We start from the raw sequence: 24,994 nt of genomic DNA, 5'->3' as shown, positions 1-24,994 counted from the left end.
GCAATCAGGCGTCCTTCGCAGCGCCGGATGTCGCCTTCCCCACCACCTCCTGAATCACCCGCGTCAGGTCGGCCACGTTGTACGGTTTGAGCAGCACATGCTTGATGGCAGGCACGTTGCGGGCGGCCTCCAGGGCGGTGCCGCGGCCCGAGACCATGATTACCGGGATGTCCGGGAAGAGCTGCTCCAGGGCGCGGGCGAATTCCGCCCCGTTGATGTCCGGCATGTCATAGTCCGTCACCACCACATCATAGCCGATGCGCCCGCCCACGATGCCGGCCATGGCCTCCAGGGCCTCGGCCGCGGCCGGGAAGGCCTGCACGGTGTACCCCAGGCGGGCAAGGGCCCGGGGGATGGTGCGCAGCTGGTCCTGGTTGTCTTCCAGGAACAGGATGGACTGCGTGCCCGGTACGGCCCGGGTTTCCTCCACCGGGCCGAGCACGGCGTCTTCTTCCAGAAACGGCAAAAAGATGTCGAACACCGTGCGCACGTGGGGGGTGCTGGAGAGCGTCACCGTGCCTTTGTGGGCCGCCACAATGCCCTGCACCACGGCCAGGCCCAGGCCGGTGCCTTCGCCCTTGTCTTTGGTCGTGAAGAAGGGGTCGAATATTTTATTGAGTATTTCCGGCGGAATGCCAGGCCCGGTATCCTGCACGGCCAGCCGGAGGTAGGGGCCCGGGGCCACGCGCAGCACGTCGGCGCGGTCGTCGAAAATATCCACCAGATCCAGCGTCACGGTGATGATTCCGCCGGACTGGCGCATGGCCTGGTAGGCGTTGGAGCACAGGTTCATGACAATCTGCCGGATCTGCGCCGGGTTCACCAGACACAGGGGCAACTCGTCCGGCAAATCCTCTTCCAGACGGATGGCTGCCGGCAGACTGGCGCGGACCAGACTGACGGCGTCGCGCACCACCCGGGCCACGTCCGTGGGCTCCAGCCCCTCGCGGGTGGGACGGGTGTAGGTGAGCAACTGCCGGACCAGATCCCGCCCTTGCCGGGCAGCCTTGAGGGCCCGGGCAGAATCGTCCGCCGCTTCGGCCTCGGGGGGGATGTCCAGCATGGCCAGCTCGATGGAGTTGGTGATGGTGGTGAGTAGATTGTTGAAATCATGCGCAATGCCGCTGGCGAAGGCGCCAATGGCCTCCATTTTTTGCGATTGCAGCAACTGGCGCTCCAGGCTCACGCGGCGGGTGATGTCCTCGGCAGAGGAGAGCACGCCCACCACGGCGCCGCTTTTGTCGTGCAGGGGCACCTTGCTCACTTCCAGGGTCACGGGCACGTCGTCGCGGCGGTCCACGTTCCAGATCATCTTGTATTTCGGCTGATTAACGGCCATCACCTGCCGGTCTTCAGCCTCGCCGCGCACGGCGTAATGATCGCTGGACATGAGGTCGCGGTTGGTCAGACCCACCACGGATTCCGGATCGCCCAGGTGGAAGAATTCCACAAAGGACTTGTTTGCGCCAACATACCGGCATTCATTGTCTTTCCAGTAGACGAGCTGGGGGATGTTGTCCATGAGCAGGCGCATGAACGAGAGCTGATCCACCACCTGCTGCTCCACCCGGCGGCGCTGCACGATGGTGCGGGCCAGCAGCACCAGCACCGTGCCCATGGCGGCCATGCTGCCCATGAGGGTCCAGAAGACCTGCTTGTCCAGTTCGTAAAACGGCGAGGGCTCATTGATGAGCAGGCTGCCCTTGGGGAGCATGTTTTCCCGGATGTGCAGCTTCTTCATGACGTTGTAGTCGAAGATGAACTCGTTGGGCGTGCCGGCGAGCACGGGGATGTCCCGGGGGCGCTCGCCGTCGAAGATGCGCACCACCATTTCGGCGGCGGCATGGCCCTGTTGCCTGCCGTCCAGCAGGCGTCCGCCCAGTGCGCCATGCCCAAGAAAGAACAGCCAGCTTGTGTAAATGGGCGCGCTGGTGTTGTTGTAAATGTACTCCAGCACGTCTTCCACAGTGTGGCTGTGTCCCCCCTCGGCAATGTAAAAGGGGATGAAGAAGATCATGCATTGATCGTCCAGCTGTTTGAGCACCTGGTTGAGATCGGCAAAGGACGTGATTTCGTGGTAGGAAAAGCGCATCACATGGGAAAAGTGCGTGGCAGCCTCGCGCACCTGGGCCGTGATGGCGCGGGAGGTGAGGGAGGTGTCGCCCAGCACATGCACGATGGGGCGGTACGGATGCAGCTTTCTGGCCACTTCCAGGGTTTCCCGGGCCGGCACGTATTCGAGCACGCCGGTGATGTTCGGTTTTCCGATCAGGTCTTCGGCCTTGAAATCGTTGATGCCGGAAAAGACCACAGGCACGCCCGGGAACAGCTCGTCGCCGTGGGTGAGGATGTAATCGTAGGCGTTGTTGTCCGAGACCATGACGGCGTGGAACGTCTGGCCCTCGAATTTTTTCTTGAAGAGTTCCGTATAGATGTTTTGCGTTGTCTCCAGGGAGTACTTCTTGGCGTCCAGGTATTCCACCTGCAGGTCCACGCTGTAGGTGGCGTTCTGGAAGGCCTCCCGCGCGCCTACCAGGATGGTGTCGGACCAGCTGTAGCCGTTTTGATACGAGTTCAGATAGAGCACATGCCGCCAGAGGGGGTCGCGCTGCAGCTGCAACGGCAGCTCGGGCTCTGCCTGAACGTTCGCCACGGACAGCAGGAGCCAGAGCAGCGCCGTGGCCAGGATGGAAAATTGCCGGGCCGTTGAGAAAAACTGTTCCCCTGGGGGGGGAAACATGCTATTGATGCCACTGGAAAAAATGGCGGCGGCACGCTGGGGTGTGCAGCCTGAATGCTGGAATTCCAGGGGAATACAATGCGGCTCGCGAACACTCATGGCATGGGAATCGCAATGGTAATGCGTGGCTGGGATGGGCGTGGCCTTGTGTTGGGCATATGGTTGCTGGGGGTATTTGTCCAGTGTCTTTCCGTGGCAGGCCTCCTGGCTGTGACCGTGTTCATGGGCACAGGGGTGGCCCACGCGCAGAATGCGTCTCCTGCTGCGCCGGCGGCGGTGGAGGTGGGGGTGGTTCAGGCGGCATCGGAAACTGTGCCGCTTTTTCGTGAGTTCCCGTCGCGCATTGAGGCTGCCGAGAGCGTGGAGATCCGCGCCCGGGTGGAAGGCTTTCTGGCCACCATTGAGTTTGCGGAAGGCAGCACCGTGAAAAAGGGCGATCTGCTCTTCACCATCGACCCTTCCCAGTTCGACGAGTCCGTGCGCAACGCCCAGGCCGCGCTCAACAAGGCCAAGACCGACCTGGAAGCCGCCAAGCGTGGCGTGGAAGTGCTCAAGGCCCGGGCCGATCTGGCCAAGAGCATGGCCACCTGGATCAATGCCCAGCAGGACGCCAAACGCTACAAGACGCTGGTGGTGAACGATTTTGTCAGCAAGCAGGAATACGACCAGGCCGTAACCACGGAACGGGAGTCCGCTGCCGTGGTGGAGGCCAACAAGGCGCTGCTGACCCAGGCCGAGGTCAATCAGGATGCGGAAATCGCCCGCAACCAGGCCGCCGTGGAATCCGCGGAAGCCCAATTGGCGCAGGCCCAGCTCAATCTTTCGTATACCAAGCTGTATGCGCCGGTCTCCGGCCGCATCGGCACGGCCCAGGTGAAGCCCGGCGGGCTGGTGGGCCGCAGCGAAAGCACGCTCCTGGCCACCATCACCACCATCGATCCCATCTATGTGGTCTTTCAGATCGATGAAAAGGACTACATCCAGGTGGCCCGCCGCAACGCCGAGCGCGCAAAACAGGTCGGGCAGGAAGGCATGCCGCCGACCTTCCAGCTGACCCTGGCCGACGGCAGCCTGTACGAGCACGGCGGCACCCTGAACATGGTGGGCAGCACCGTGGACGCCTCCACCGGCGCACTGACCATCCGTGCCGCGTTCCCCAATCCGGACACGCTGCTGCGCGACGGCCAGTTCGCCCGCATCCGCGCCGAGGCCGATTCGCTGGAAAATGCCGTCACCATCCCGCAAAAGGCCGTGCAGCAACTGCAAGGCATGAACTTTGTCTACGTGGTCAAAAGCGACAGCACGGTGGAAGAGCGCAAAGTCAAAACCAGCGACCGCGTGGGGGCCAGGATGGTCATCAAGGAAGGCCTGAACGCCGGGGAGACGGTGGTGGTGGACGGCGTCCAGAAGCTCCGGCCGGGGATGAAGGTCGCTCCCAAGCCGGCGTCAAGCTAACAGGCTGTTTTTTAGTCGTTTTCAGGGGGACACCTTTCTGGCGAAAGCTCCTTGCGCCTTGCAGGGCTTTTCCCGAAAGGTTGGGGTCATGCTCTGGCATCTTGCCCGTGCGCATTCAACGCCTGCGCCCCGCGTCGGGGCGTGTGTGAAGGGGAGCCCTCATGTCTGAAGGCAGCAAGGGAAATTTGTTCATCGACAGGCCGGTGCTGGCTGGGGTCATTGCCATCATCATGGTGCTGGTGGGGGTGCTGTCCATCTTCCGCCTGCCCATCGCGCAGTTCCCGCAGATTGCCCCGCCCACGGTGAGCGTGACCGCCACCTACCCCGGGGCCACGGCCACGGTGGTGGAAGAAACCGTGGCTACGCCCATCGAGCAGCAGGTCAACGGCGCGGAAGCCATGCTGTACATGGATTCCATCAGCTCCAATGACGGTAAAATGACCCTGACCACCACCTTCGAGATTGGCCGCGATCTGGACCTGGCCAACGTGGATGTGCAGAACCGCGTCAGCCTGGCCAATTCCAAGCTGCCGTCGGACGTCATTAAAGAAGGGCTGAACATCCAGAAGAAGTCGCCGGACATGGTCATGGTCGTGAGCGTCTATTCGCCCGACGGCTCCCTGGATGATCTCTTCCTCTCCAACTACGTCACCATCAACATTCAGGATACCCTGGCCCGCATCCCCGGCGTGGGCGCCATCAATCTGGTGGGCGCGGGCGATTACGGCATGCGCATCTGGGTGGACCCGGACAAGCTGCAGCGCCTGGGCCTCTCCGCCTCCGACGTGTACAACGCCATCCAGGAGCAGAACGTCCAGGCGCCGGCCGGACAGCTGGGCATGCCGCCCGCGCCCGCCGGCACGCAGTTCCAGTTGCCCATCCGCGTCAAGGGCCGGCTGGTGACGCCGGAAGAGTTCCAGGACATCATCCTTGTGGCCCGCTCGGACGGCACCTCAGTACGCATCAAAGATGTTGCCACCGTGGAACTCGGCGCCAAGGATTACACCTCCTACGGCCATCTGAACAAAAAGCCTTCCGCCCTGCTCCTTGTGTATCAGCTGCCCAGCGCCAACGCCCTGGATGTGGCCAAACAGGTGACGGCCACGCTGGAAGAGCTGTCCTCGCGTTTTCCCGCGGGCCTGGCGTATTCCATCCCGTACGACGCCACCAAGTTTGTCACCGTCTCCATTGAGGAAGTGATCCACACCTTTGTGGAGGCGGTCATCCTGGTGTTTCTGGTGGTGTACATCTTTTTGCAGAACTGGCGGGCGACGATCATCCCGCTCATCACCGTGCCCGTGTCCATCATCGGGACGTTTGCGTTGTTCGGGCCGCTGGGCTTCTCCATCAATACCCTGACGCTGTTCGGCTTGGTGCTGGCCATCGGCATTGTGGTGGACGACGCCATCGTGGTGGTGGAAGCAGCCATGCATCACATCGAACACGGGATGACGCCCAAGGAGGCCACCCGGCAGGCCATGCGGGAGATCACCGGAGCCATCATCGGCGTGACATTTGCGCTGAACTCCGTGTTCATCCCCCTGGCGTTCATGACCGGGCTCACGGGCCAGCTCTATCAGCAGTTCGCCCTGACCCTGGCCGGCTCGGTGCTCATCTCGGCCATCAATGCGCTGTCGCTGTCGCCGGCCTTGTGCGCGCTGCTGCTCAAGCCGGGCAAGCAGGGGGGAGGCGGCGGCCCGCTGGGCTGGTTCTTCCGGCAGTTCAATGCCGTGTTCGACCGCACCACCAACGGCTACGTGAGCTTTGCCGGCCTGTTCGCCCGCAAGCTCGTGCTGATGTTCGCGCTGCTGGTAGCAACCTACGTCGCGGCCGGGCTGCTGGGCACGTCCCTGCCCACGGGGCTGGTGCCGGATGAAGACGAAGGCGTGTTCTTTGCGGAAATCACCCTGCCGCAGGGGGCCTCCCAGGAACGCGCCCAGAAAGTGGCGGATGTGGTGGAAGATCGTCTCCTGGCCCTGGATGGGGTGGGCGAGGTCATCCTGCTGGGGGCGTTCTCCATGACCACCAACATCAACTCCCCCAACGTGGTCTGCGCCATCGTGACCCTGAAGAACTGGAGCGAGCGCAAGACGCCGGAACTGCAGCTGGGGGCCATCGTGGCCAAGGCCCGGCAATCCCTCAAGGATCTGGCCGAGGCGGACACCTTCATCTTCATCAAGCCCCCCATCCCCGGGGTGGGCACCGTGGGCGGCATCCAGTTCCTGCTGCAGGATACCAGCGGCAACACTCCGGAAGATTTGGCCAAGATTTCAGGGGATTTCCTGGCTGAATGCCGCAAGGAGCCGATGTTCGCCGCTGCCTTCACGGCCTACAACGTGGATACGCCGCAGATCGAGGCCCTGGTGGATCGCGAAAAGGCCAAGGGCCTGGGCGTGCCGGTGAACGAGATCTTCCAGACGCTGCAGATCTACCTGGGCGGGCTGTATGTGAACGACTTCAACATGTTCGGCCGCAGTTACCGCGTGATGCTGCAGTCCATGCCGGATTTCCGCGTCACCCCGGAAGACATGGGCCGCTTCTACGTGAAAAGCGTGGCCGGCGAGATGATTCCCCTCGCCACTCTGGTGGATTCCAAAAGCCTCACGGGGCCGCAGTTCACCAAGCGGCACAACCTGTACCGCACGGCGGAAATCAACATCGTGCCTGCGCCAGGAGTCAGTACCGGTCAGGCCATTGCCCGCCTGAAGGAACTGGCCGCCACCGCCCTGCCCCAGGGCTATGCCTACGACTGGGGCGGCTCGGCTTATCAGGAGGTCAAGGCCTCCGGACAGACGGGCATCATCTTTGCCCTGGCCATCCTGTTCTGCTTCCTGGTGCTGGCAGCGCAGTATGAAAGCTGGTCCCTGCCCTTTGCCGTCATGCTCTCCGTGCCCCTGGCCGCCCTGGGGGCGTTCATGGGCCAGTGGATGCACGGGTTGGATCTGAACGTCTATGCACAGATAGGCCTGGTCATGCTCGTGGGCCTGGCCGCCAAGAACGCCATTCTCATTGTGGAATTCGCCTCAGACCTGCACAAACAGGGGCAAAGCGTCATGGACGCGGCCATGCACGCGGCGCGGCTGCGGTTCCGGCCCATCCTGATGACGTCCTTCGCCTTCATCCTGGGCGTGCTGCCCCTGGTGCTGGCCAGCGGGGCAGGGGCCAACTCCCGCGTGGCCCTGGGGGTCAGCGTGGCTGCGGGCATGCTCATGGCCACCATCTGCGGGGTGTTCGTGATTCCAGCCCTCTTCGTGGCCGTGACCAAGCGATCCGGCAAGAAACAGCCGGTGGATGCGCCGGAGACGAAGAGCACGCATTAAGGCACGTTGCGTTTGAAAAGAGTTCCTGGGGGAACCCCTTTCTGTAGAAAGGGGTTCCCCCNAGAGGGGAGAACCTTTTTCAAAAGGTTTCCCCTCTCGCAGTGTTCTTTTTCAAACGTCGCAGCGCCTTCGTCCCCTCACATCCCGTGCTCGCGCATTTTGTAGCGCAGGGCGCGGTCGCTGATTTGCAGCAGCCGGGCCGCCTCGGCCTTGCGGCCCTTGGTGGCGTGCAACGCCCGGCGGATGGCGCGTAATTCCGCCTCCCGTACGGCGGCGTCCAGGCTCAGGCATGCCGGCGGCGTGTGGGCCTCGCCGGTCTGCAGGCCGGGTTCCATGTCCAGGGGAAGGTCATCCGGAAGAATTTTGCCGCCCGGCGCCAGCAGCACCAGCCGTTCCACCAGATTCTTGAGTTCGCGGACATTGCCGGGCCAGTGGTAGGTGGTGAGGCGCTCCATGGTTTCCGGGGTGAAGTCCAGGTCGCGCTTGTGGTAGCGGTGGCAGAATCGTTCCAGAAAGAAGGTGGCCAGGGGCGGGATCTCCTCGCGGCGCATGCGCAGTGGCGGCAGGACAATGGGAATGACGTTGAGCCGGTAGAACAGATCCGCCCGGAAGTCGCCCTGGCGCACCATGGCCGTCAGATCCCGGTTGGTGGCGGCGATGATGCGGGCCTTGAAGGGCAACAGCTTTTCGCCGCCCAGGCGCTTGTAGCGCCGCTCCTCCAGCACGCGCAGAAAGTCCACCTGGTTTTGTGGTGGAATTTCACCTACTTCATCAAGAAATAAGGAGCCGTCTTCGGCCAGTTCAAAGCTGCCTTTCTGCAGCCGCAATGCGCCGGTGAAGGCGCCGGCTTCGTGGCCGAAGAACTTGTCGGCAAAGAGTTCGCCCTTGAGCACACCGCAATTCACCGCCACGTACGGCTTGGTGTGCCGGCCGGAATGCCCGTGGATGAGCCGGGCGAAGAGCTCCTTGCCGGTGCCAGATTCGCCCTGGATGAGCACTGGCGCATCCGAGGCGGCCACCTGACAGGCCACACGGTGGGTGGCCTGCATGGCCGGGGAGCAGATGATGAGGTCCATGCCCTCAATGAGGGTCTCGGGGACGTCTGCCAGTAAGGGATGTGGCGGAACCGGAAAAGAAATGCCGGTTTGTGTGGTGCGGGTTTCCATGTTGCTGGCCTCCAAAGGCATGTGCGATGGCGGACAAGCTCGATTCTGCCCCTGTGGTGTCTCCAGGAGGACAAGGCTTGGGAGGCGTATCGGCATCTGTGTGCCGCTCTCCGGAAATAATTTGCCGATTTGTGCGGAGCTTGTCCAGCAAAACCCGCGTCAGGCCTCGATTTCCCTCATGGCACAATGGTTGCTTGTGAGGGTTTTAACAAGCCATGCATGTGCATGGCCGGGGCTGCGGTTCCTGCAGGTCGTCCAGCCTGCAGCCGTTCCTGCGGACGCGCGCTGTCCGCAGGAACGCCGAGCCGGACCCACACCAACAACCCCAATGAGTACCCGGAGGGAACGTGGCAACCATGAGTTTGCGGGATAAAAGAAAGGGAGTGCTGCTGGCGCTCCTGTTGGCGGTGTCGGTGGCCTGCATGCTGGCTTTTCTGCCGCATGAAACCCTGGCCCAGGCCGAGGCTGGGGCGCAAAGCGCCACGCCGTGGTGGGTGTGGCCCATTGCCCTGGTGCTGTTCAGCTTTGTGCTGGGCGTGATTGCCGTGCTGGCTGGCGTAGGCGGCGGCGTGCTGTTTGTGCCCCTGGTGAGCGGCTTCTTTCCCTTCCATTTGGATTTCGTGCGCGGCACGGGCCTCATGGTGGCCTTGGCCGGGGCGCTGGCTGCCGGGCCTGGCCTCTTGCGCCGCAACCTGGCCAGCCTGCGGCTGGCTTTGCCTGTGGCGCTCATCGCGTCCAGCTGTTCCATTGTGGGTGCGTTCATGGGGCTGGCCCTGCCCACGAACGTGGTGCAGCTCTGCCTGGGCGGCACCATTTTGTTCATCGCCATTTTGCTGCTGACTTCCAAGAACGTCACCCGGCCGCACGTGGAAAAGCAGGACTGGCTGGGCGCGGCCCTGGGCATGTCTGGCGTCTATCACGACGTCGCCACGGGCGAGAATATTGAGTGGAAGACCCACCGCACCTTGCAGGGGCTGCTGCTGTTCATCGTCATTGGCGTCATGGCTGGCATGTTCGGCCTGGGCGCGGGCTGGGCCAACGTGCCGGTGCTGAACCTGCTCATGGGCGCGCCGCTCAAGATTGCCGTGGGCACCTCCAAGTTCCTGCTGTCCATCACGGACACTTCCGCCGCCTGGGTGTACCTGAACCAGGGCTGCGTGATTCCGCTCATCACCATTCCGTCCATCATCGGGTTGATGTGCGGTTCCTTTGTGGGCGTGAACCTGCTGGCCAAAGCCAAGCCCAAGTTCATCCGGTACATGGTTATCGGCGTGCTGCTGTTCGCCGGCGCCAAGGCGCTGCTGAAGGGCCTGGGCATCTAACCCCGCAAGACGCGACCACATTCAGGAGAGAACATCATGTCTGACATCAAGACGCCCCAAGAGCAGATCACCTACGCCAACATGCTGTATTACGGCAACATCGCCGGCCTGGCGCTCATGGTGCTCACGTTTGCGTTGTATGTGACCGGCATTCTGGAACCGCATGTCCCCCTGCAGAAGCTGATGCATCTGTGGTCCGGCACGGCGGGCACCTACCTGCACGAAGGCAACGTGCCCCACGGCTGGGGCTGGACCGCCCTGCTGGGCACCGGCGATTTCGTCAACTTCCTTGGCATCGCCCTCTTGGCCGGCATGACCATCGTCGCGTATATCCCGCTTGTGCCTGCCTTCCTCAAGAAGGGCGAAAAGATCATGGCGCTCATCGCCCTGGGCGAGGTGCTGGTGCTCATCTTTGCCGCTTCCGGCATCGTGGGCGGCGGGGCGCATTAAGCAGCATCGGGAACCGGCGGGGCATACTCGCCGCATACGGACGCAACCGGACACACCCCGTGGGGCAGGATGCAAAGATGACCGCACCGCATGCCACAAGCCTTCCCCCCCTGGAGGACCTGGCGCAGGCCACCTGCGCCAGGGACTTCCTGGATGCCTTCGACGGCTACCCGCATGGGGTGGTGGTGATGGATGCCTGCCGCCGCGTGCTGTACCTGAACCGGCGCATGGAAGAACTCACCGGCCGTTCCAGGGCGACGTGTCTGGGACTGCCCTGCGCCCAGGTGGTGCGCACCCGGCTGTGCATGCACGGCTGCACCCCGCCGCAGACGCCGGGCAAGCTTATTAACGTGGAAACCGATCTCCTGGCTGCCGGTCGCCGGCTGCTGCCAGTGCGGCTCACGGGCATGCCCTTGCTCCCGGATTCCGGGGCCGGGCCGTTCCGCATCGAGATTGTGGAGGAAATGGCCTCCAGTGGGGACGAATGCGCCCGTTGCGCCCGGGGCTTTCGCAGTCCCGGCGGCAGCGCCCGAATTCTGGGCCGCTCGGCGCAGATTGAAAAACTGCTGGAGGTGCTGCCGGCCCTGGCCCGCAGCGATGCGCCGCTCTTCTTTTGCGGGGAGACGGGCGTGGGCAAGGACGTCTTCGCCGAGGTGGCGCACGCCCTCTCGCTCAGGTCCAGGGAGCCGTTTGTCCGCGTCAACGTCAGCCCCATGCCGGACACGCTGCTGGATGTGGAGCTGTTTGGCGCGGCCGAAGGCGGCCTGCCCTGGGTGGAGCATGAATTGCCGGGCGCGTTCCGGAAGGCCGGCGGCGGCACCGTGTATCTGGCGGAACTGGGCGACCTGCCCCTGCCGCATCAGGCGCGGTTGCTGCACATGCTGGAGCAGGGCACGGTGACGCCCGTGGGCGGCAAGGCGCCGGTTTCGGTCAGTTGCCGGCTGCTGGCTGCCACCAATGCCGATCCTGAACTCCTCATCCGCCAGGGAAGGCTGCGGGTGGATCTGGCCAAGCGGCTGGATACCTTCCGCATCGTCATCCCGCCCCTGCGTGAGCGCGAAGGGGATGTCCTGTACCTCGCCCAACGCTTCCTGGAGCATAGCGCCGCCTCCCTGCGCCGCAAGATCGACGGCTTTTCCCGCGATGCGCAGACGGCGTTGACGCAATACGTCTTCCCGGGCAACATCCGGGAGTTGAAAAACATCGTGGAATACGCCGTCATGGTCTGTCAGGGCGGGCAGATCCTGGCCGAACACCTGCCGCCGCATCTGGCCCTGGCCGCCACGGCGGGCAGGTCCACGGAGCAAGGCCATGGCTAGCCGCCGCATGCTGATTCCCCTGGCCGGGCGGGACGTTGCCCCGCGATTCGATGCCGCCCTGGCCGTGCTGCTGGTGGATGTGCCGGAGGTTGCCGATGCGTCCGCACCCGGCGGGGAATGCGTCACGGAAACCATTGTCCTGCCGCGCGCCTCGGCCGACGAGCTGTGCGAGTTCATCCTCGCCCACGGCGTGGCGGTGGTGGTGGTCAACGGCATTCCTGAGGACCATTACCACTACTTGCGATGGAAGCGGGTGGATGTCATTGATGACATCATGGGACCTGCGGACGAGGCCGTGCGGCGGTATGTGGCCGGCACCCTGCAGGCCGGGGCCATGCTGTATCCCGCCGCCATGGGGGCGGCGAGGCCCACTGGAACGCAAGGAGGCGGAGCATGAGCCACACGGACCCTTCTGCCAGCGTGTCCACGCAGACTGCATCCGGTCCGCACAGCGCCCCGGCCCAGGCTGCGGCCCGGCATCGGGCTGATCTGCACGACGGGGTGTCCCCCACGCGCTACCGCATGCTGCGCCGCAAGATCGTGGCGCTGCTGCTGGGCGTGGCCGTGGCGCCGCTGTGCGTGCTGACGGTCATCAATTATCAGATTTATCAGACCATCGTGGCCAAGGAGTTTGAGGCCCCCTTGCGGGCGCTGGTGAGCAAGACCAAGAATTCCTTTGAATTGTTCTTTGCCGAGCGCACTTCGGCCGTCAGCTTCATCGCCTCGGCGTATCCGGTGGAAAAACTCAGCGACGACAAAGCCCTGGCGGACATCTTCGAGGTCATGCGCCAGAAGTTCAGCGGCTTTGTGGACATGGGCTTCATCGATGAGCACGGCCGGCAGGTAAGCTATGTGGGGCCGTACGATCTCAAGGGCAAGGAATATGCCGATCAGCCCTGGTTCCGCGAGGCCGCCCTGCATGGCAGCTACATCACGGATGTCTTCACCGGCTTGCGCAGGTTTCCGCATATTGTCATCGTGGTCCGGCAGCTGGGCAACGACGGCAAGTGGTGGACCTTGCGCGCCACCGTGGACACCAGGCAGTACGAACGCCTCATTGCCGCCATGGGCATCTCCCCGGACAGCGACGGGTTTTTGCTGAACAAGCACGGCATTCTGCAGACGGATTCCACCTACTACGGCGCGCTGCTGCAGCCCATTCCCTTCCCCATGCCGCGCACCAGCTACGAGACCCAGGTGGTGGAGTTCAAAGCCCCGGACGGCCGGGCCGCCCTTATGGCCTACGTCTACATTCCGGACAGCGAATACGTGCTCATGGCCATCAAGCCCAAGGGCGCGGCTTTTTCCACCAAGGGGCTGTTCCGGGCGGATCTGGCCATCCTGCTGGTGGCCAGCGTGCTGCTCATCCTGCTGGTGGCCTACAAGCTCACCGGGGATCTGGTGGATCGCCTCAAGCAGAGCGACGAACGCCGTGAACTGGCCTTCCGCCATGTGGAGCATTCCCAGAAGCTGTCGTCCATCGGCCGGCTGGCTGCCGGGGTGGCTCACGAGATCAACAACCCCCTGGCCATCATCAACGAAAAGGCCGGCCTGATGAAGGATCTGCTGGCCCTGGAGGCGGAGTTCCCCAAAAAGGACCGCTTCATCAAGCAGATCGACGCCATCGCCGCCGCCGTGGCCCGCTGCCGCAACATCACCCACCGCATGCTCGGCTTTGCCCGGCAGATGGACGTGAACATCGAGTCCATCCACGTGAATGAGGTGCTCAAGGAAACGGCCTCCTTCCTGGAACGTGAAGGCGCCTACCGCAACATTGAGCTCTCCCTCGATCTGGCCGAAGGCCTGCCGACCATCGAGTCCGACCGTGGCCAGTTGCAGCAGGTGTTCCTGAACATGCTCAACAATGCCTTCGCCGCCGTAAGTGATGGCGGAGTCATTGCTGTGGCCACCTGGCGGCAGGACGACGAGACCGTGGGCATCTCCATCAAGGACAACGGCTGCGGCATGAGCGAGGACGTGCAGCGTCACGTGTTCGAGCCGTTCTTCACCACCAAAAAGGGCACCGGCACCGGGCTTGGCCTGAGCATCAGCTATGGCATCATCAAGCGCCTGGGCGGCGATATCGCCCTCGCGTCCAAGCCCAACCTTGGCACCACCTTCACCATTTTGCTTCCAGTGGCGCACGGCCAGGGAGGGGAGAGATCATGACTCTCGACCGAGACAAATGGCGGATTTTGCTGGTGGACGACGAGGTGGAGTTCGTCTCCACCCTGGCGGAGCGCCTGAGCCTTCGCGACATTGAACCCGAGGTGGTGCACGATGGGCAGGAGGCTCTGGCCCGAATCCATGCCCGCACGCCGCATGTGGTGATTCTGGACATGTTCATGCCCGGCATGAAGGGGCTGGACGTGCTCAGAACCCTGCGCTTCAGCCATCCACAGGTGCAGGTGGTCCTGCTCACGGGCCACGGCGCCACGCGGGATGCCATGGAGGGCATGCGGCTCGGGGCGTTCGATTACATGGTTAAGCCTATCAATATCGACGACCTGCTTAAGAAAATTACCGAGGCCATGGATGCCGCAGGATTTACCGAATAGCACCGCGGGCGACGACGCCTGCCGGGAACTGCGCCTGATGACCGGCGTGTGCGCCACAGCCATGCACGACATGCTCAACGTGCTGGCTGCAGTGCAGGAAAACGCGGGCCTTTTGGCAGATTTGCTGCGCCTGGACAAAAAGCTGGACGCCAACACCAAGGCCCGCTTTGCCGGCATTGCCACGACCATCCAGGACCAGGTGGCCCTGGGCAGCGCCCTGGCCGAAGCCGTCAAGCGTTACGGTGCCTTGCTGGAGGCCCAGGAGTCCGGCGCATCCTGCCTGCCCATGCTCCGTCAGCTCATGCAGCTGGCGCGGCGCAGGGCCAGGGCGCGGCGATTGGTGTTTGAAATGGATGAACGCAAAGCCCCCGAGCGCGCCGGGGTCTCTGCTCGTGAACTGGCCTTCGCCTGCCTGGAAGGCATGGAGGCCTGCCTTGCAGCCGCACCCGCCGGGGCCACCGTCCTCGTGCGGCCGTACCACAGTGCAGGGGCGCTGGCGGTGGAATGGTCCTGGAAGCATGCTCCGGAGGGAGCCTTGCCCTTGCACGCTGTGGACGCGGCGTTCAGGGACCGGCTGCCCGGCTTCCAGGTGACGTGTCAGGATCGGGGCGGGCAGCGTGTCTGCTGCGTCTCGGTCCCCACCTGCGACGCTTCCTGCCATTGTACCATGTGAACAACTCCAAGGAGAGAGAACGATGCCTGCCAAGAAAATCAAGCTGCTGCTCGTGGATGATGAAGAAAGCTTTGTGAACACCCTTGCCGAGCGGCTCCGCTTGCGGGAGTTCAATCCCCAGGTGGCCCTCTCTGGCGAGGATGGCCTGGCCATGATCGCAAAGAGCGTGCCCGATGTCATGGTGCTGGACCTGCGCATGCCCGGCATCGATGGCATGGAAGTGCTGCGCCAGGTGCGCAAGGCCAATCCCAAGGTCCAGGTCATCATCCTCACCGGCCACGGCACGGAAAAGGACAAGGAAGAAGCCACCCGCATCGGCTGCTTTGAATACATGAAGAAGCCTGTGGACATCGACGCCTTGATCTTCTCCATCACCAATGCCTATCAGAAAAAGCTCGAAGGCATGATGGTGGCCGCGGCCTTTGCCGAAGCCGGCGACTTCGACAGCGCCGACGAATCCATGATCGACGACGGTCTCAAGGACCGCACCGGCAAGTAACAGCCGTTTTTGAAATGCGTTTCGGGGGAAAACTGTTCTTCAGAACGGGGTTCCCCCGAAACTCCCTCTCACAACGTCCTAAAAAGCCTTTGGAAAGGGTTTCCCCGAGAACTCCATTCAAAGATGACGTGCCCAGTCAGCAGGGCATGCGTCATTCATTGCGCAAAAACTCCCACGCACTGCGGGAAAGCACGCTGCGCACGGCCCACAGCCCCAGCACCACGGTGGCGGCCACGCCGGCCGCCAGGCTGGCGGCCAGGGGCACAGGCAGCAGCACATACTCCGTGCGCAGGATGGCGTCCGTAAAGGCCCAGGCCAGGGCCGCCCCCAGGCCGGCGGCCACCACGGCCGACGCTGCGCCCAGGAGCAGGAATTCCCACAGCAGCACCCGCAGCACATCCAGCCGCGTGGCGCCCAGCACCTTGAACACCACGGCCTCATAGCGCCGGCGGGTCAGGTTGGCGCGCAGGCTCTCGGCCAGCACGAGAATCCCTGCGGCCACCGTCACCAGCCCGGCAGCCCGTACGGCCAGCCCGATGGTTTCGGCGATGCGTTGCACGTCGGCCAGCACTTCCTTGACCCCCACGGCCACCACGCTGGGCATGGCGTCGGCGACGGCCTCGAAAAGCTGCCCTTCGGCCTCGGCCTCGGCATACGCCGTGGCGATGTACGCATGCGGTGCGCCGGCCAGGGCGTTGGGCGTGAAGACGATGGCGTGATTCAGGGCCAGGGAGGACCAGTCGATGCTGCGCAGCACGGCGATGGTTCCCGTCACCTCGCGGCCCAGCACGCTCACGGTCAGCGTATCCCCCACGCCGACGCCGAAGCCGCGGGCGATGTTTGCCTCCAGGCAGATCAGCGGCGGGCCGTCATAGTCCGGCGGCCACCATTGCCCGGCGGTGATGCGCGATCCCTTGGGCGGCGTGGCGGCAAAGGTCAGCCCCCGGTCGCCCCGGACAGCCCATTGGGCATTCTCGCCGATGTTCCGCTGGCTCACGGGCACGCCGTCGATATTGACGATGCGGCCGCGCAGGGATGGCTCGTCCTCCAGGCGGGTCACGCCGGGCACGGCGGCGGCCAGGGCGCGGAACTGTTCGATCTGCGTATGCTGGATGTCGATGAAGAAATAGGACGGCGCCCGGCTGGGGAACTGCGTGGCGATGGCGTGCTGCAGGTTGCCGTCCACCAGGGAAATGGCCGCCAGGATGGTCAGGCCCAGCCCCAGGGAAAAGACTACCGCCGGCGTGGCCGCGCCGGGCCGGTGCAGGTTGGCCAGGGCCATGCGCAGCCGCGGGCTGGATGGATGCGGCAGCCGGGCCGCGGCATGCATGAGCAGCCAGGCGAAGAGGCGGAAGACGATCATGGTGGCCAGCACGCCGCCGTAGAAGCCGAGGATGACCCGGGTGGCGCCGCCGTGATGCGCCCCCAGCACCGTCAGGGCCACCAGCAGCGCGGCGCAGGCCAGGCTGCCCAGCCGGGCCGGCCAGGAAGGACGGCGGGGGGCGGCGTCCGCATAGCCGCGGAAGAGCCGGGCCGGGGAGATGCTCCCGGCGGCGGAAAGCGGCCACAGGCCAAAGGCCAGGCTGGTCAGCAAGCCATAGGCCATGGCCGTGCACAGGGAGAGCGGCTGCACGGACAAGGTCACTTCAATGCCCAGGGCGTCGGACAACGCCGGAATGACCGCCGCCGCCGCGCCCACGCCCAGCCCGCTGCCCAGCCCGCTGCCCAGCAGGGCCAGGGCGGTAATCTGCAGCAAATACGTGGTCGTGACCAGCCGCCGCGAGGCTCCCAGGCATTTGAGGGTGGCGATGGTGGTGTCCTTGCGGGCCAGATACCCCTGCACGCCGTTGGCCACCCCGATGCCGCCCACCAGCAGGGAGGCCAGGCCCACCAGGGTGAGGTAGTTGGCGAAGTTGTCGAAGAAGCGGGAGAGGCCCGGACTGGCGTCGTCCAGGGTGCGCAGCCGCCAGCCCGGTTCGGCGAAGTCTCGTTGCAGGCCCTCGCGCACGGGGCTGCGGCGGGCAGGATCGTCCAGCCGGACCAGGGTGGTGTGCGTGACGACGCTGCCGGGCTGGACAAGGCCCGTGGCGGGCAGATCCTGCGCTGCCAGCATGACCCGCGGTCCCAGCCCCAGGAACCCGGCCGGGCGGTCCGGCTCCTTGCGGATGACGCCGCCGATGCGCAGCACGCTGCGGCCCAGGCGCACGGTATCGCCCACCTGGAGCTTGAGCCGCTGGAGCACGCTGCGTTCCACGGCCATGCCGGGCACGCCGTCTTTGACCATGCCGGGCACGCCGGCTGTGGCCGCCAGGGCGTCGGCCAGGCTGCCGCCGCCTTCCATCTCCACCTCGCCCACCAGCGGATAGCTCGGCTCCACGGCCTTGAGTTCCACCAGCAGGGAACGTCGGCCGCCCGCCGGCTGCCCGGGCTGGCCCGTCTCGGGCCGCAGCATGGTGCGCATGGCGACGAAGGTGGTGACTTCGCCTTCCTGCCGCAGAAATTCGGTGGCATTGGCTGCGATGGGCAGGTGCGTCTGGGAGATCCCCAGGTCGCCGCCGAAGAGAATGCGGGCGTCGCGTTGCAGGGTGGCGTCCACCGAGGCGGAGACCACGCCCACCGTGGCCACCGCGCCCACGCCCAGGGCCAGGCAGGCCAGAAACACGCCAAAGCCGGCCAGCCCGGAGCGCAGTTCCCGTCGGGCCAGGCGCACGGCCAGGAGGAGTTGCTGCAGGGCGGTCATGGCTGGGGGGCTCCATCTGGCTGCGGGGTCAGCAGTCGGCCGTCGTGCATCTGGAGGATGCGGCCGCAGCGCCGGGCCAGGGCCATATCGTGGGTGATGAGCAGCAGGGTGGCGCCATACTCGCGCTGCAGGGAAAAGAGCAGTTCCATGACGCGTTCGCCGGTGGCGGCGTCCAGATTGCCGGTGGGCTCGTCCGCCAGCAGCAGCCGGGGCCGGGGCGTGAAGGCCCGGGCAATGGCCACGCGTTGTTGTTCCCCGCCGGAGAGCTGGGCGGGATAGTTCCGCAGTCGTGCGCCCAGGCCCACGGCGTCCAGGGCGGCCGCGGCCTTGATGCCGGCCTGGGCGTCCCCGGCCAGTTCCAGGGGCAGGGCGGCGTTTTCCAGGGCGGTCATGGTCGGCACGAGGTGGAATCCCTGGAAGACGATGCCCACGCGGCCGCGCCGGAAGCGGGCCAGGCCGTCTTCGTCCAGCGTGGAGAGATCCTGCCCGTCCACCACGATGCGGCCCGAGGTGGGGCGCTCCAGCCCGGCCAGGACCATGAGCATGGTGGTCTTGCCCGAGCCCGACGGCCCGGTGACGGCCACGGTTTCGCCGTGGTACAGATCCATGGAGAGATCGCGCAACACGTTGACCGCGCCGCTGCCCCCCTGTACGGTGAGGGAGACGGCCCGCATGGCCGCCAGGGACGTTGCTGCCGTCGGATCTGCGGATCCGCCGAGGGAGTCTGCAAGCATGTGGTCTAATCCTTGGAAATGCTTCGGGGTGCTGCTTCTGGCACTCTACCTTCTTTTGCCCACAGTGCAACCCGCGATGGCCGACATGAACGATTTTACACCCCCCGTGGCCCGGCCCCTGCGGCTGCTGGCCTTTGGCGACAGCCTGACTGCCGGCTGGGGCCTGCCGCCAGAGGCGGCCTTTCCCGTGGTGCTGGAACGGCAGCTGCGTGCTGCCGGCTGGGACGTGGCCGTGGTCAATGCCGGCGTCTCCGGAGACACCACCACCGGCGGCCTGAACCGGCTGCCCTGGCTGCTGGAGGAGCGTTGGGACGCCGCCATCCTGGAACTGGGCGCCAACGACATGCTGCGCGGCGAGGATCCGGCCATCGTGGAGGCCAATCTTGCGTCCATGCTGGAGCTTTTCCGCCAGAAGGGCGTGCCCGTGCTCCTGGCCGGCATGCTCTCCCTGGCCAACTTCGGCGAGGACTACACGCGCGAGTTCAACGGCATCTACCCGCGCCTGGCCGAGGAGTTCGACGCCGTGGCGTACCCCTTCTTCCTGGAGGGCGTGGCCGGGGATCCGGCCCTCAACCTGCCTGACGGCCTGCATCCCAACCAGCAGGGCATTGAGCAGATTGCGGAACGCATCCTCCCCAAGGTGGTGGAGCTGCTGAAGCGGGTGAAGTAGGGCGGGCTAGCGGCGTTTTTTTTGTGTTTTCATTATGCTGATGATGGAACTTGTACTGAAAGGCGATGTGGCGACAGCTTTGTTAAAGGAAGACGTGATGTGTACTGTTCTTTTGGAGTTTATGTGAGTTCGTAGCGCTTCATTTTCTGGGGTGACAGATGCTGCAATGAAAAAATTGCTAGATAGTGAAGCTGACATGGCATTGATTTCTTCTGGAGAAAAATTTGGTGGCAACGTTTCTTTTGTCCCGAGGAGAAGAGATTTTGAGCTAATTGGCAGCAATATTACGCTTGGTTGCGAGCACAATACGGCCAGGGTATGGTTGCCGTGCTGCTCAATTGCGACAGGGCCTATATCGCCAAGTATTAATGTATCAGCGGTGTAGTTTCGAATTGTCCAGAACATATTGCGGTATTGTTGTGTGCGGCCAAGTGTGTCTGGATCTGTTGTTAGAGCGTCAATATGCGCGGATTTGGTTGAATTGTTGATTTCAGTTGGCATGCTTTGGAAAATAGGTTGAAATTGTTTATGTATATGCTGGGCCATGGTGGACGCTAACTGGTGAGCCGTGGGGATCTTTTTTTTACTTGTGACTTTTGATTTTTGTAGTATACTGAGCAGCCGTTTTATTTCCCTCATCTTTTCAGATTCTGCCAAGTAGAGGTTGGTGATTTCTGTAATGCTTTGCATATTGTTAAGATGCTTGTCGGCTTCTGTGGCCACATTTTGCTGCATATCGCGGAAAGTATTTCTGGTGTTTTCCGTTCTCATTACAAGGTGAGAGATAAAGCTAGAAATCCACTGAATGTCATCAGTGGCAATAGATGCTGTTTTTCTGGCGTTATCTAGTTGCGTTGCCCAAGTGTTCTCAAGCCTGGTGATGTGTTCGTCAGCAGATTTTTCTTCTGTATCATAAAAAAATTCATCGTGGCCAATGCTGCGTATACTTCTGGCATGTCTGAAGGAGTATTTGTCATCCTTAAAGAAGGCGTGGGTCAACTCCCCCTTCTTCTGTGCATTGTTCGTCAAAAAACCGCGCATGAGGAAGCAGGGAAGATAGTGTTGATTTTTGCAACGCTGCATTTTCGTTTTCATGGTGGCGATATTTATACCGCACGTGTAGAGATTATGCAATGTTGCTTTAACCCATTCGTACCAGCACCACCCGCGCCCTGGCTCCCGGCTGCGCGTCCAGGTTTTCCAGCGTCACCGTGCCGTTATGCTCGCGGATGATGCGCTGGACCTTGCACAGGCCCATGCCCACGCCCACGGGCTTGGTGGTGAAGAACGGATCGAACAGATACGGCAGGTTCTCGGCGGCGATGCCTGGGCCGGTATCTTCGATCTCCACCACATGCCCATCGAGAACCGAGCCCAGCCGCAGCCGGACCCTCGGCGCAGCGCCCTGGGCGTCCTGGGCGTCCTGGGCGTCCTGGGCGTCCTGGGCACCCTGGGCACCCTGGGCCGCAGCTTCGGCGGCGTTGTGCAGCAGTTCCAGGACCGCCTGGGTCAGCAGGGCGGAATCCCCCGCGGCAGGGCAGGCGTGTTCGGGCAGCTCGACCATCCATTCCACCGGCGCCGGGCACTCCCCGCGCGCCAGCTCCAGCGCTGCCCGGCAGCACTGGCCCAGCTCCACGGGCTGCATGTCCCGGACCTGCAGGGCGGTGAAGTCGCTGACGGCCTGGACGATGGCATGCAGCCGCACGCCGCCGTCCAGAATGGCCTGCAACTGCTCGTGCTGGCTGGATTCCGGCGCTGCCTTGCGCAGGAGCAGGCGGGAGAACCCGGCGATGGTCATCACCGGGTTGCGGATCTGATGCGCCACGGCCATGGAAAAGTGCTCCAGACTGCGGGCGCGCTCCTGTTCCAGGGCGTGGTGCTCCTTCAGCATGCGGCGTTCGCGGGCGTGCATCTCGAAAATATGGGTCACGTCGGTCAGGGCCAGGAGGATGCCGAAGAGCTTGCCGTATTCCACAATATGCGAGGTGGTGGCGGAAAGATGACGGATCTGGCCGTCCGGGCGGGTCCAGTCGGCATGGGCGGGGGGCTGCTGCGCCGGCTCATCCGCTCCATGCATGGCCATGTCCCGTGCGGCGTCGCGCGAGGCATGCAGGGCCGCAGCCAGGGGCGCGCTGCCAGACTGGGCGGCAAACAGCGCATCCCAATGGGCCCCGAGGATGTGGCGCTCCTCCAGCCCGAGCAGGCGCTGGGCCGTGGCGTTGGCCACGTAGGCCACGCCGTCGATGTTGAAGATGATCACTCCGTCGGGAAAGCCGTTGATGAGGTTCTGAAAATAGGACGACTGAATGAGGGGCAACACGGCGAAACTCCTTGGGCGCGGCTCAACGCGAGGGCAGGGCGACGGGAGGCGACGCCGCAGGTGCAATGGGGGCCGCCGGGGGAGTGGTGGTGGTGGTCGTGCGCTCCGGCGCTCCTTCCGGTCCCTCCTGCCTGGGCACGGCCCGGATGCGTCGCACGTGCTGCAGGGGGATGAACTCCAGCGCATCGTTCACCCGGCACACCAGGGTGTCCTGGTCCCGGTCAATATGATAGCTGGTGCATGTGAACGTCAGGTGACCGCCGTCCAGAAACTGCACGGTCACGTCGTGCCAGGCGCTGGCCTGGGCCAAACCGGCCGTGGCCGCGCGCAGCTCTTCCTGGATGGTGCGCTCCCAGGCGGCGAGCACGGTTTCGCGGTTGACCGGGGTGTCGTGGGCCCGGCACAGGCCGAGCTTGTAGCGATCCGCCGCCGGGGGCGGGCCGCAGATCCAGCCGGCAACGACGGGGGTGCGGCAGATGTAGCAGGGGACCATGCGCATTCCTCCTGCCGGCATGGTACACCGGCCGGGCAGCGGCGTCATCCGCCAACCACGGGCCGCCCGCGCCGGGCCGGAGCATGCTGATTTTGAGAAAATGTTTTTTGCGAGAGGGGAAACCTTNAAAGGGGGTTCGGGGGAAGAACCTTTCTTTAGAAAGGTTTTCCCCCGAGGGTCCCTCTCAAGGGAAATTTTTCCTATTCCTCCCGCTCCAGGTATTCCGCCAGGATCACCTTGAGGCCGAAGCTGGGGAAGTTCACGCGGTATTTGTCCGGGGGCAGATGCTGCACCAGTTTGCCGCGGCCGAAGACCTTGTGCCGGCACCAGCCCAGATCCCCCGGTGCGGGCTGGGCCGCCTGGGAGACCGGCGGCGGCGCCTTGGGCACGGCCGCAGACGGTTGCCAGGGTGGCGAGGCCTGGGCCTTGGCCGGGGCCGCTGGCGTCGATCCCGGTTCCCGGGCCATGCCGCCCCATTTGGAGAGCATGCCGTTGTAGCCCTCGCGCCATTCCTCGAACACGTGCACGCCCATTTCCCGCAGGAACGGGCTGGCGGTGGCCGGTTCGGAGATGTTCTGCCCGCGCTTGTAAATGGACGTGGGCACATACAGGGACAACTCGTCCCGGGCCCGGGTGCAGGCCACGTACAGCAGCCGGCGTTCCTCCTCGAAGTCCTCGGCCTTGAGCAGGGCTTGGCGGGAGGGGAAGCGGTCTTCCACCAGATCGATGATGTGCACCGCCCGCCATTCCAGGCCCTTGGCCGAATGGATGGTGGAGAGGCAGACCGCGGGCCCGCCTTCGGCCTCGGGCTGCTCGGGGTTCTCCAGGTGCAGATCGGCCAGGAACTGTCCGGCGTCCTCGTAGCCCGCGGCAATCTGCACCAGCTCTTCCAGGCCGGTGCGGCGGCGGGGATGGTCGTCAGGGTGCAGGCGTTCCAGAATCGGCTGGTAGAATTCGAGAATCTGTTCCAGCAGCGGCACCGGCCTGGGCGGGGCGGCGCGCAGGCGGTCCAGCAGGGCCAGCATGTCCGCGGCCTGGGGGTGCTTTTTGGTGAGTTTGGCCACGGTCTTGGCGTCCCCGGCCATCAGGGCGTTGAACAGGCTGGCGGCCGTCTTGGGGCCGATGCCCTCCACCTGCGCCAGGATGCGATGCATGGAAGGCATGTCTGCGGGATTCACGGCCACGCGCAGGTAGGCCATGGCGTCCTTGATGTGCGCGGCTTCGGTGTACTTGAGGCCGCCGTACTTCCGAAAGCGCACGCCGGCGCGGTTGAGCGCCACTTCCAGGTGATAGGAGTGGTAGCCGGCGCGGAAGAGCACGGCCACCTGCTCCGGCCCGTAGGCAGCGCATTGGCGGATGATCTCCTCGCAGACGATCTGGGCCTGGGTGCGGTCCGAAAGCGGGCGCACCAGCCGCGGCACGGGACCGTCGGTGCGGTCGCTGAACAACTGCTTGCGGAACTGGGCCTGGGCCTGGGACAGGATGGCGTTGGTCAGATCCAGGATGGGCTGGGTGGAACGGTAGTTCTGCTCCAGCTTGATGAGCCGCGTGCCGTGGTGGCGATCTGGAAAGGTGAGGATGTTCGAGATGTTTGCTCCGCGGAAGGCATAGATGGACTGGGCGTCGTCCCCCACGGCCATCACGTTGCCGCCCATGGATCCTGGCTCTCCCGTGCCGACCAGGAGCGTCACCAGCCGATCCTGCACCAGGTTCGTGTCCTGATACTCATCCACCATCACATGGCTGAAGCGCTCCCGGCAGCGGGCCAGGGTCTCGGGATCGTGGCGAAAGAGGGATTCCAGGCCAAAGAGCAGGTCGTCATAATCCAGGAGCCCCTTTTCACGGCGGAAAACGGCATAGGCGTCGCACAACTGCTGCATGGCCCCTGCATAGGGGATGAGGTGGAAGCTCTCCTGCTTGACCACTTCGTCCAGGGGCAGTTCCTTGTTCCGGGCCTTGGAATAGTGGTCCAGGATGGTGCCGGTTTTGGGGAAGGAGCGGTCGCCCTTGCCCAGGCCGGCGGTGGATTTGATCTCCCGCATCACGGTTTCGGCGTCGCTGCGGTCCATGAGGGTGCAGCGGTCCGGAAAGCCTGGCGGCGGCGTGCGGCGCAGCACACTGTAGGCAAAGGCGTGAAAGGTGCCGCCCTGCACACCGTGCAGTGCCGCGGGGCCATGACCCATGAGCTGGCCGGCGCGGTGGAGCATCTCCTGGGCGGCCTTGCGGGTGAAGGTGAGCAGCAGGATGCGCTGCGGCGGGACGCCTTGCTGGGTCATGTACGCCAGACGATAGACGATGGTGCGCGTTTTGCCGCTGCCTGCGCCGGCCAGCACCAGCACCGGGCCGTCCACGGTGCGCACGGCCTCCCACTGGGCGGGATTGAGATGGGATTGGTAATCGATCAAGGGGAATACAGCCTTTCTTGTGGGGATGGCCGGGGGCAGCCGGGCGCAAGGCCCGCCCCGGGTCTTCTGGATGCCAGCTGCGGAGCATGGGGTCAAGAATTCTGCTGATAAAACTGTGGTATATAGTCCC

19 protein-coding genes are annotated in these 24,994 nt (G+C 64.1%); 11 read left to right on the top strand and 8 right to left on the bottom strand.

Going from position 1 to position 24,994, the window contains the following annotated elements:
• Window positions 1-4 precede the first annotated feature (4 nt).
• Complete coding sequence (locus tag DGI_RS02615) at window positions 5-2,740, bottom strand: hybrid sensor histidine kinase/response regulator (RefSeq protein ID WP_021759111.1); 2,736 nt, start codon at window positions 2,738-2,740, stop codon at window positions 5-7.
• A gap of 192 nt (window positions 2,741-2,932) precedes the next feature.
• On the opposite strand from DGI_RS02615, the gene DGI_RS02610 reads away from it, so the two are divergent.
• Window positions 2,933-4,195 carry an efflux RND transporter periplasmic adaptor subunit gene (locus DGI_RS02610; protein WP_158407280.1) on the top strand — a complete coding sequence of 421 codons (1,263 nt, stop codon included), beginning with the start codon at window positions 2,933-2,935 and terminating at the stop codon, window positions 4,193-4,195.
• Between the two features lie 161 nt (window positions 4,196-4,356).
• Window positions 4,357-7,515, top strand: a complete 3,159-nt coding sequence (locus tag DGI_RS02605; RefSeq protein ID WP_021759109.1) for an efflux RND transporter permease subunit — start codon at window positions 4,357-4,359, stop codon at window positions 7,513-7,515.
• 137 nt (window positions 7,516-7,652) lie between these two features.
• Here DGI_RS02605 and DGI_RS02600 read toward each other — a convergent pair whose 3' ends face one another.
• The gene (locus DGI_RS02600; protein WP_021759108.1) at window positions 7,653-8,681 is read right to left on the bottom strand and encodes a sigma-54 interaction domain-containing protein; all 1,029 of its coding nucleotides are present in this window, start codon (window positions 8,679-8,681) and stop codon (window positions 7,653-7,655) included.
• Window positions 8,682-9,103: 422 nt separating this feature from the next.
• Here DGI_RS02600 and DGI_RS02595 point away from each other — a divergent pair, with 422 nt between their 5' ends.
• From DGI_RS02595 to DGI_RS02560, 8 genes are all read left to right on the top strand, one after another.
• Entirely contained in the window at window positions 9,104-10,003 is a 900-nt protein-coding gene (locus tag DGI_RS02595; protein WP_235619960.1) for a sulfite exporter TauE/SafE family protein, read from the top strand.
• Between the two features lie 36 nt (window positions 10,004-10,039).
• Window positions 10,040-10,453, top strand: coding sequence for a hypothetical protein (locus DGI_RS02590; protein WP_021759106.1), 414 nt, complete (start codon window positions 10,040-10,042; stop codon window positions 10,451-10,453).
• A gap of 77 nt (window positions 10,454-10,530) precedes the next feature.
• Entirely contained in the window at window positions 10,531-11,772 is a 1,242-nt protein-coding gene (locus DGI_RS02585; protein ID WP_021759104.1) for a sigma 54-interacting transcriptional regulator, read from the top strand.
• Entirely contained in the window at window positions 11,765-12,169 is a 405-nt protein-coding gene (locus DGI_RS02580; RefSeq protein WP_021759102.1) for a NifB/NifX family molybdenum-iron cluster-binding protein, read from the top strand. Before DGI_RS02585 ends, DGI_RS02580 begins: the two co-directional genes overlap by 8 nt.
• Window positions 12,166-13,941, top strand: a complete 1,776-nt coding sequence (locus tag DGI_RS02575; protein WP_021759101.1) for a sensor histidine kinase — start codon at window positions 12,166-12,168, stop codon at window positions 13,939-13,941. Before DGI_RS02580 ends, DGI_RS02575 begins: the two co-directional genes overlap by 4 nt.
• Window positions 13,938-14,330, top strand: coding sequence for a response regulator (locus tag DGI_RS02570; RefSeq protein WP_021759099.1), 393 nt, complete (start codon window positions 13,938-13,940; stop codon window positions 14,328-14,330). Before DGI_RS02575 ends, DGI_RS02570 begins: the two co-directional genes overlap by 4 nt.
• Window positions 14,308-15,003 carry a hypothetical protein gene (locus DGI_RS02565; RefSeq protein WP_021759097.1) on the top strand — a complete coding sequence of 232 codons (696 nt, stop codon included), beginning with the start codon at window positions 14,308-14,310 and terminating at the stop codon, window positions 15,001-15,003. Before DGI_RS02570 ends, DGI_RS02565 begins: the two co-directional genes overlap by 23 nt.
• A 22-nt stretch (window positions 15,004-15,025) precedes the next feature.
• A complete protein-coding gene (locus tag DGI_RS02560) occupies window positions 15,026-15,502 on the top strand; it encodes a response regulator (RefSeq protein WP_021759095.1) in 477 nt (158 codons plus the stop codon).
• 151 nt (window positions 15,503-15,653) lie between these two features.
• Here DGI_RS02560 and DGI_RS02555 read toward each other — a convergent pair whose 3' ends face one another.
• The gene (locus DGI_RS02555) at window positions 15,654-18,242 is read right to left on the bottom strand and encodes an ABC transporter permease (RefSeq protein WP_021759093.1); all 2,589 of its coding nucleotides are present in this window, start codon (window positions 18,240-18,242) and stop codon (window positions 15,654-15,656) included.
• Entirely contained in the window at window positions 18,239-18,976 is a 738-nt protein-coding gene (locus DGI_RS02550; RefSeq protein ID WP_021759091.1) for an ABC transporter ATP-binding protein, read from the bottom strand. Before DGI_RS02550 ends, DGI_RS02555 begins: the two co-directional genes overlap by 4 nt.
• A gap of 85 nt (window positions 18,977-19,061) precedes the next feature.
• Between DGI_RS02550 and DGI_RS02545 the strand changes: the two genes are divergently transcribed.
• Entirely contained in the window at window positions 19,062-19,646 is a 585-nt protein-coding gene (locus DGI_RS02545; protein ID WP_034607780.1) for an arylesterase, read from the top strand.
• Between the two features lie 6 nt (window positions 19,647-19,652).
• Here DGI_RS02545 and DGI_RS17725 read toward each other — a convergent pair whose 3' ends face one another.
• The 4 genes from DGI_RS17725 to DGI_RS02530 all read right to left on the bottom strand — a co-directional run bounded on the left by DGI_RS17725 (window position 19,653) and on the right by DGI_RS02530 (window position 24,864).
• Window positions 19,653-20,741 carry a DUF4238 domain-containing protein gene (locus DGI_RS17725; RefSeq protein ID WP_144284093.1) on the bottom strand — a complete coding sequence of 363 codons (1,089 nt, stop codon included), beginning with the start codon at window positions 20,739-20,741 and terminating at the stop codon, window positions 19,653-19,655.
• A gap of 46 nt (window positions 20,742-20,787) precedes the next feature.
• Window positions 20,788-21,966, bottom strand: coding sequence for a two-component system sensor histidine kinase NtrB (locus tag DGI_RS02540; protein ID WP_021759087.1), 1,179 nt, complete (start codon window positions 21,964-21,966; stop codon window positions 20,788-20,790).
• A 22-nt stretch (window positions 21,967-21,988) separates the two neighbouring features.
• Complete coding sequence (locus tag DGI_RS18645) at window positions 21,989-22,459, bottom strand: hypothetical protein (protein ID WP_021759086.1); 471 nt, start codon at window positions 22,457-22,459, stop codon at window positions 21,989-21,991.
• A 200-nt stretch (window positions 22,460-22,659) separates the two neighbouring features.
• The gene (locus tag DGI_RS02530; RefSeq protein WP_021759085.1) at window positions 22,660-24,864 is read right to left on the bottom strand and encodes an ATP-dependent helicase; all 2,205 of its coding nucleotides are present in this window, start codon (window positions 24,862-24,864) and stop codon (window positions 22,660-22,662) included.
• Window positions 24,865-24,994: the final 130 nt, after the last annotated feature.

Source organism: Megalodesulfovibrio gigas DSM 1382 = ATCC 19364, assembly GCF_000468495.1.
Lineage (GTDB): Bacteria > Desulfobacterota > Desulfovibrionia > Desulfovibrionales > Desulfovibrionaceae > Megalodesulfovibrio > Megalodesulfovibrio gigas.
Note: the sequence above shows the minus strand (reverse complement) of the source record. Positions and strands in the feature narration are given on the sequence as shown.

Coding starts and splice junctions, on each gene's coding strand:
- DGI_RS02615 (WP_021759111.1), bottom strand. CDS start 2,740: ATGTTTCCCCCCCCAGGGGAACAGTTTTTCTCAACGGCCCGGCAATTT.
- DGI_RS02605 (WP_021759109.1), top strand. CDS start 4,357: ATGTCTGAAGGCAGCAAGGGAAATTTGTTCATCGACAGGCCGGTGCTG.
- DGI_RS02600 (WP_021759108.1), bottom strand. CDS start 8,681: ATGGAAACCCGCACCACACAAACCGGCATTTCTTTTCCGGTTCCGCCA.
- DGI_RS02595 (WP_235619960.1), top strand. CDS start 9,104: ATGCTGGCTTTTCTGCCGCATGAAACCCTGGCCCAGGCCGAGGCTGGG.
- DGI_RS02590 (WP_021759106.1), top strand. CDS start 10,040: ATGTCTGACATCAAGACGCCCCAAGAGCAGATCACCTACGCCAACATG.
- DGI_RS02585 (WP_021759104.1), top strand. CDS start 10,531: ATGACCGCACCGCATGCCACAAGCCTTCCCCCCCTGGAGGACCTGGCG.
- DGI_RS02580 (WP_021759102.1), top strand. CDS start 11,765: ATGGCTAGCCGCCGCATGCTGATTCCCCTGGCCGGGCGGGACGTTGCC.
- DGI_RS02575 (WP_021759101.1), top strand. CDS start 12,166: ATGAGCCACACGGACCCTTCTGCCAGCGTGTCCACGCAGACTGCATCC.
- DGI_RS02570 (WP_021759099.1), top strand. CDS start 13,938: ATGACTCTCGACCGAGACAAATGGCGGATTTTGCTGGTGGACGACGAG.
- DGI_RS02565 (WP_021759097.1), top strand. CDS start 14,308: ATGCCGCAGGATTTACCGAATAGCACCGCGGGCGACGACGCCTGCCGG.
- DGI_RS02560 (WP_021759095.1), top strand. CDS start 15,026: ATGCCTGCCAAGAAAATCAAGCTGCTGCTCGTGGATGATGAAGAAAGC.
- DGI_RS02555 (WP_021759093.1), bottom strand. CDS start 18,242: ATGACCGCCCTGCAGCAACTCCTCCTGGCCGTGCGCCTGGCCCGACGG.
- DGI_RS02550 (WP_021759091.1), bottom strand. CDS start 18,976: ATGCTTGCAGACTCCCTCGGCGGATCCGCAGATCCGACGGCAGCAACG.
- DGI_RS02545 (WP_034607780.1), top strand. CDS start 19,062: ATGAACGATTTTACACCCCCCGTGGCCCGGCCCCTGCGGCTGCTGGCC.
- DGI_RS17725 (WP_144284093.1), bottom strand. CDS start 20,741: ATGAAAACGAAAATGCAGCGTTGCAAAAATCAACACTATCTTCCCTGC.
- DGI_RS18645 (WP_021759086.1), bottom strand. CDS start 22,459: ATGGTCCCCTGCTACATCTGCCGCACCCCCGTCGTTGCCGGCTGGATC.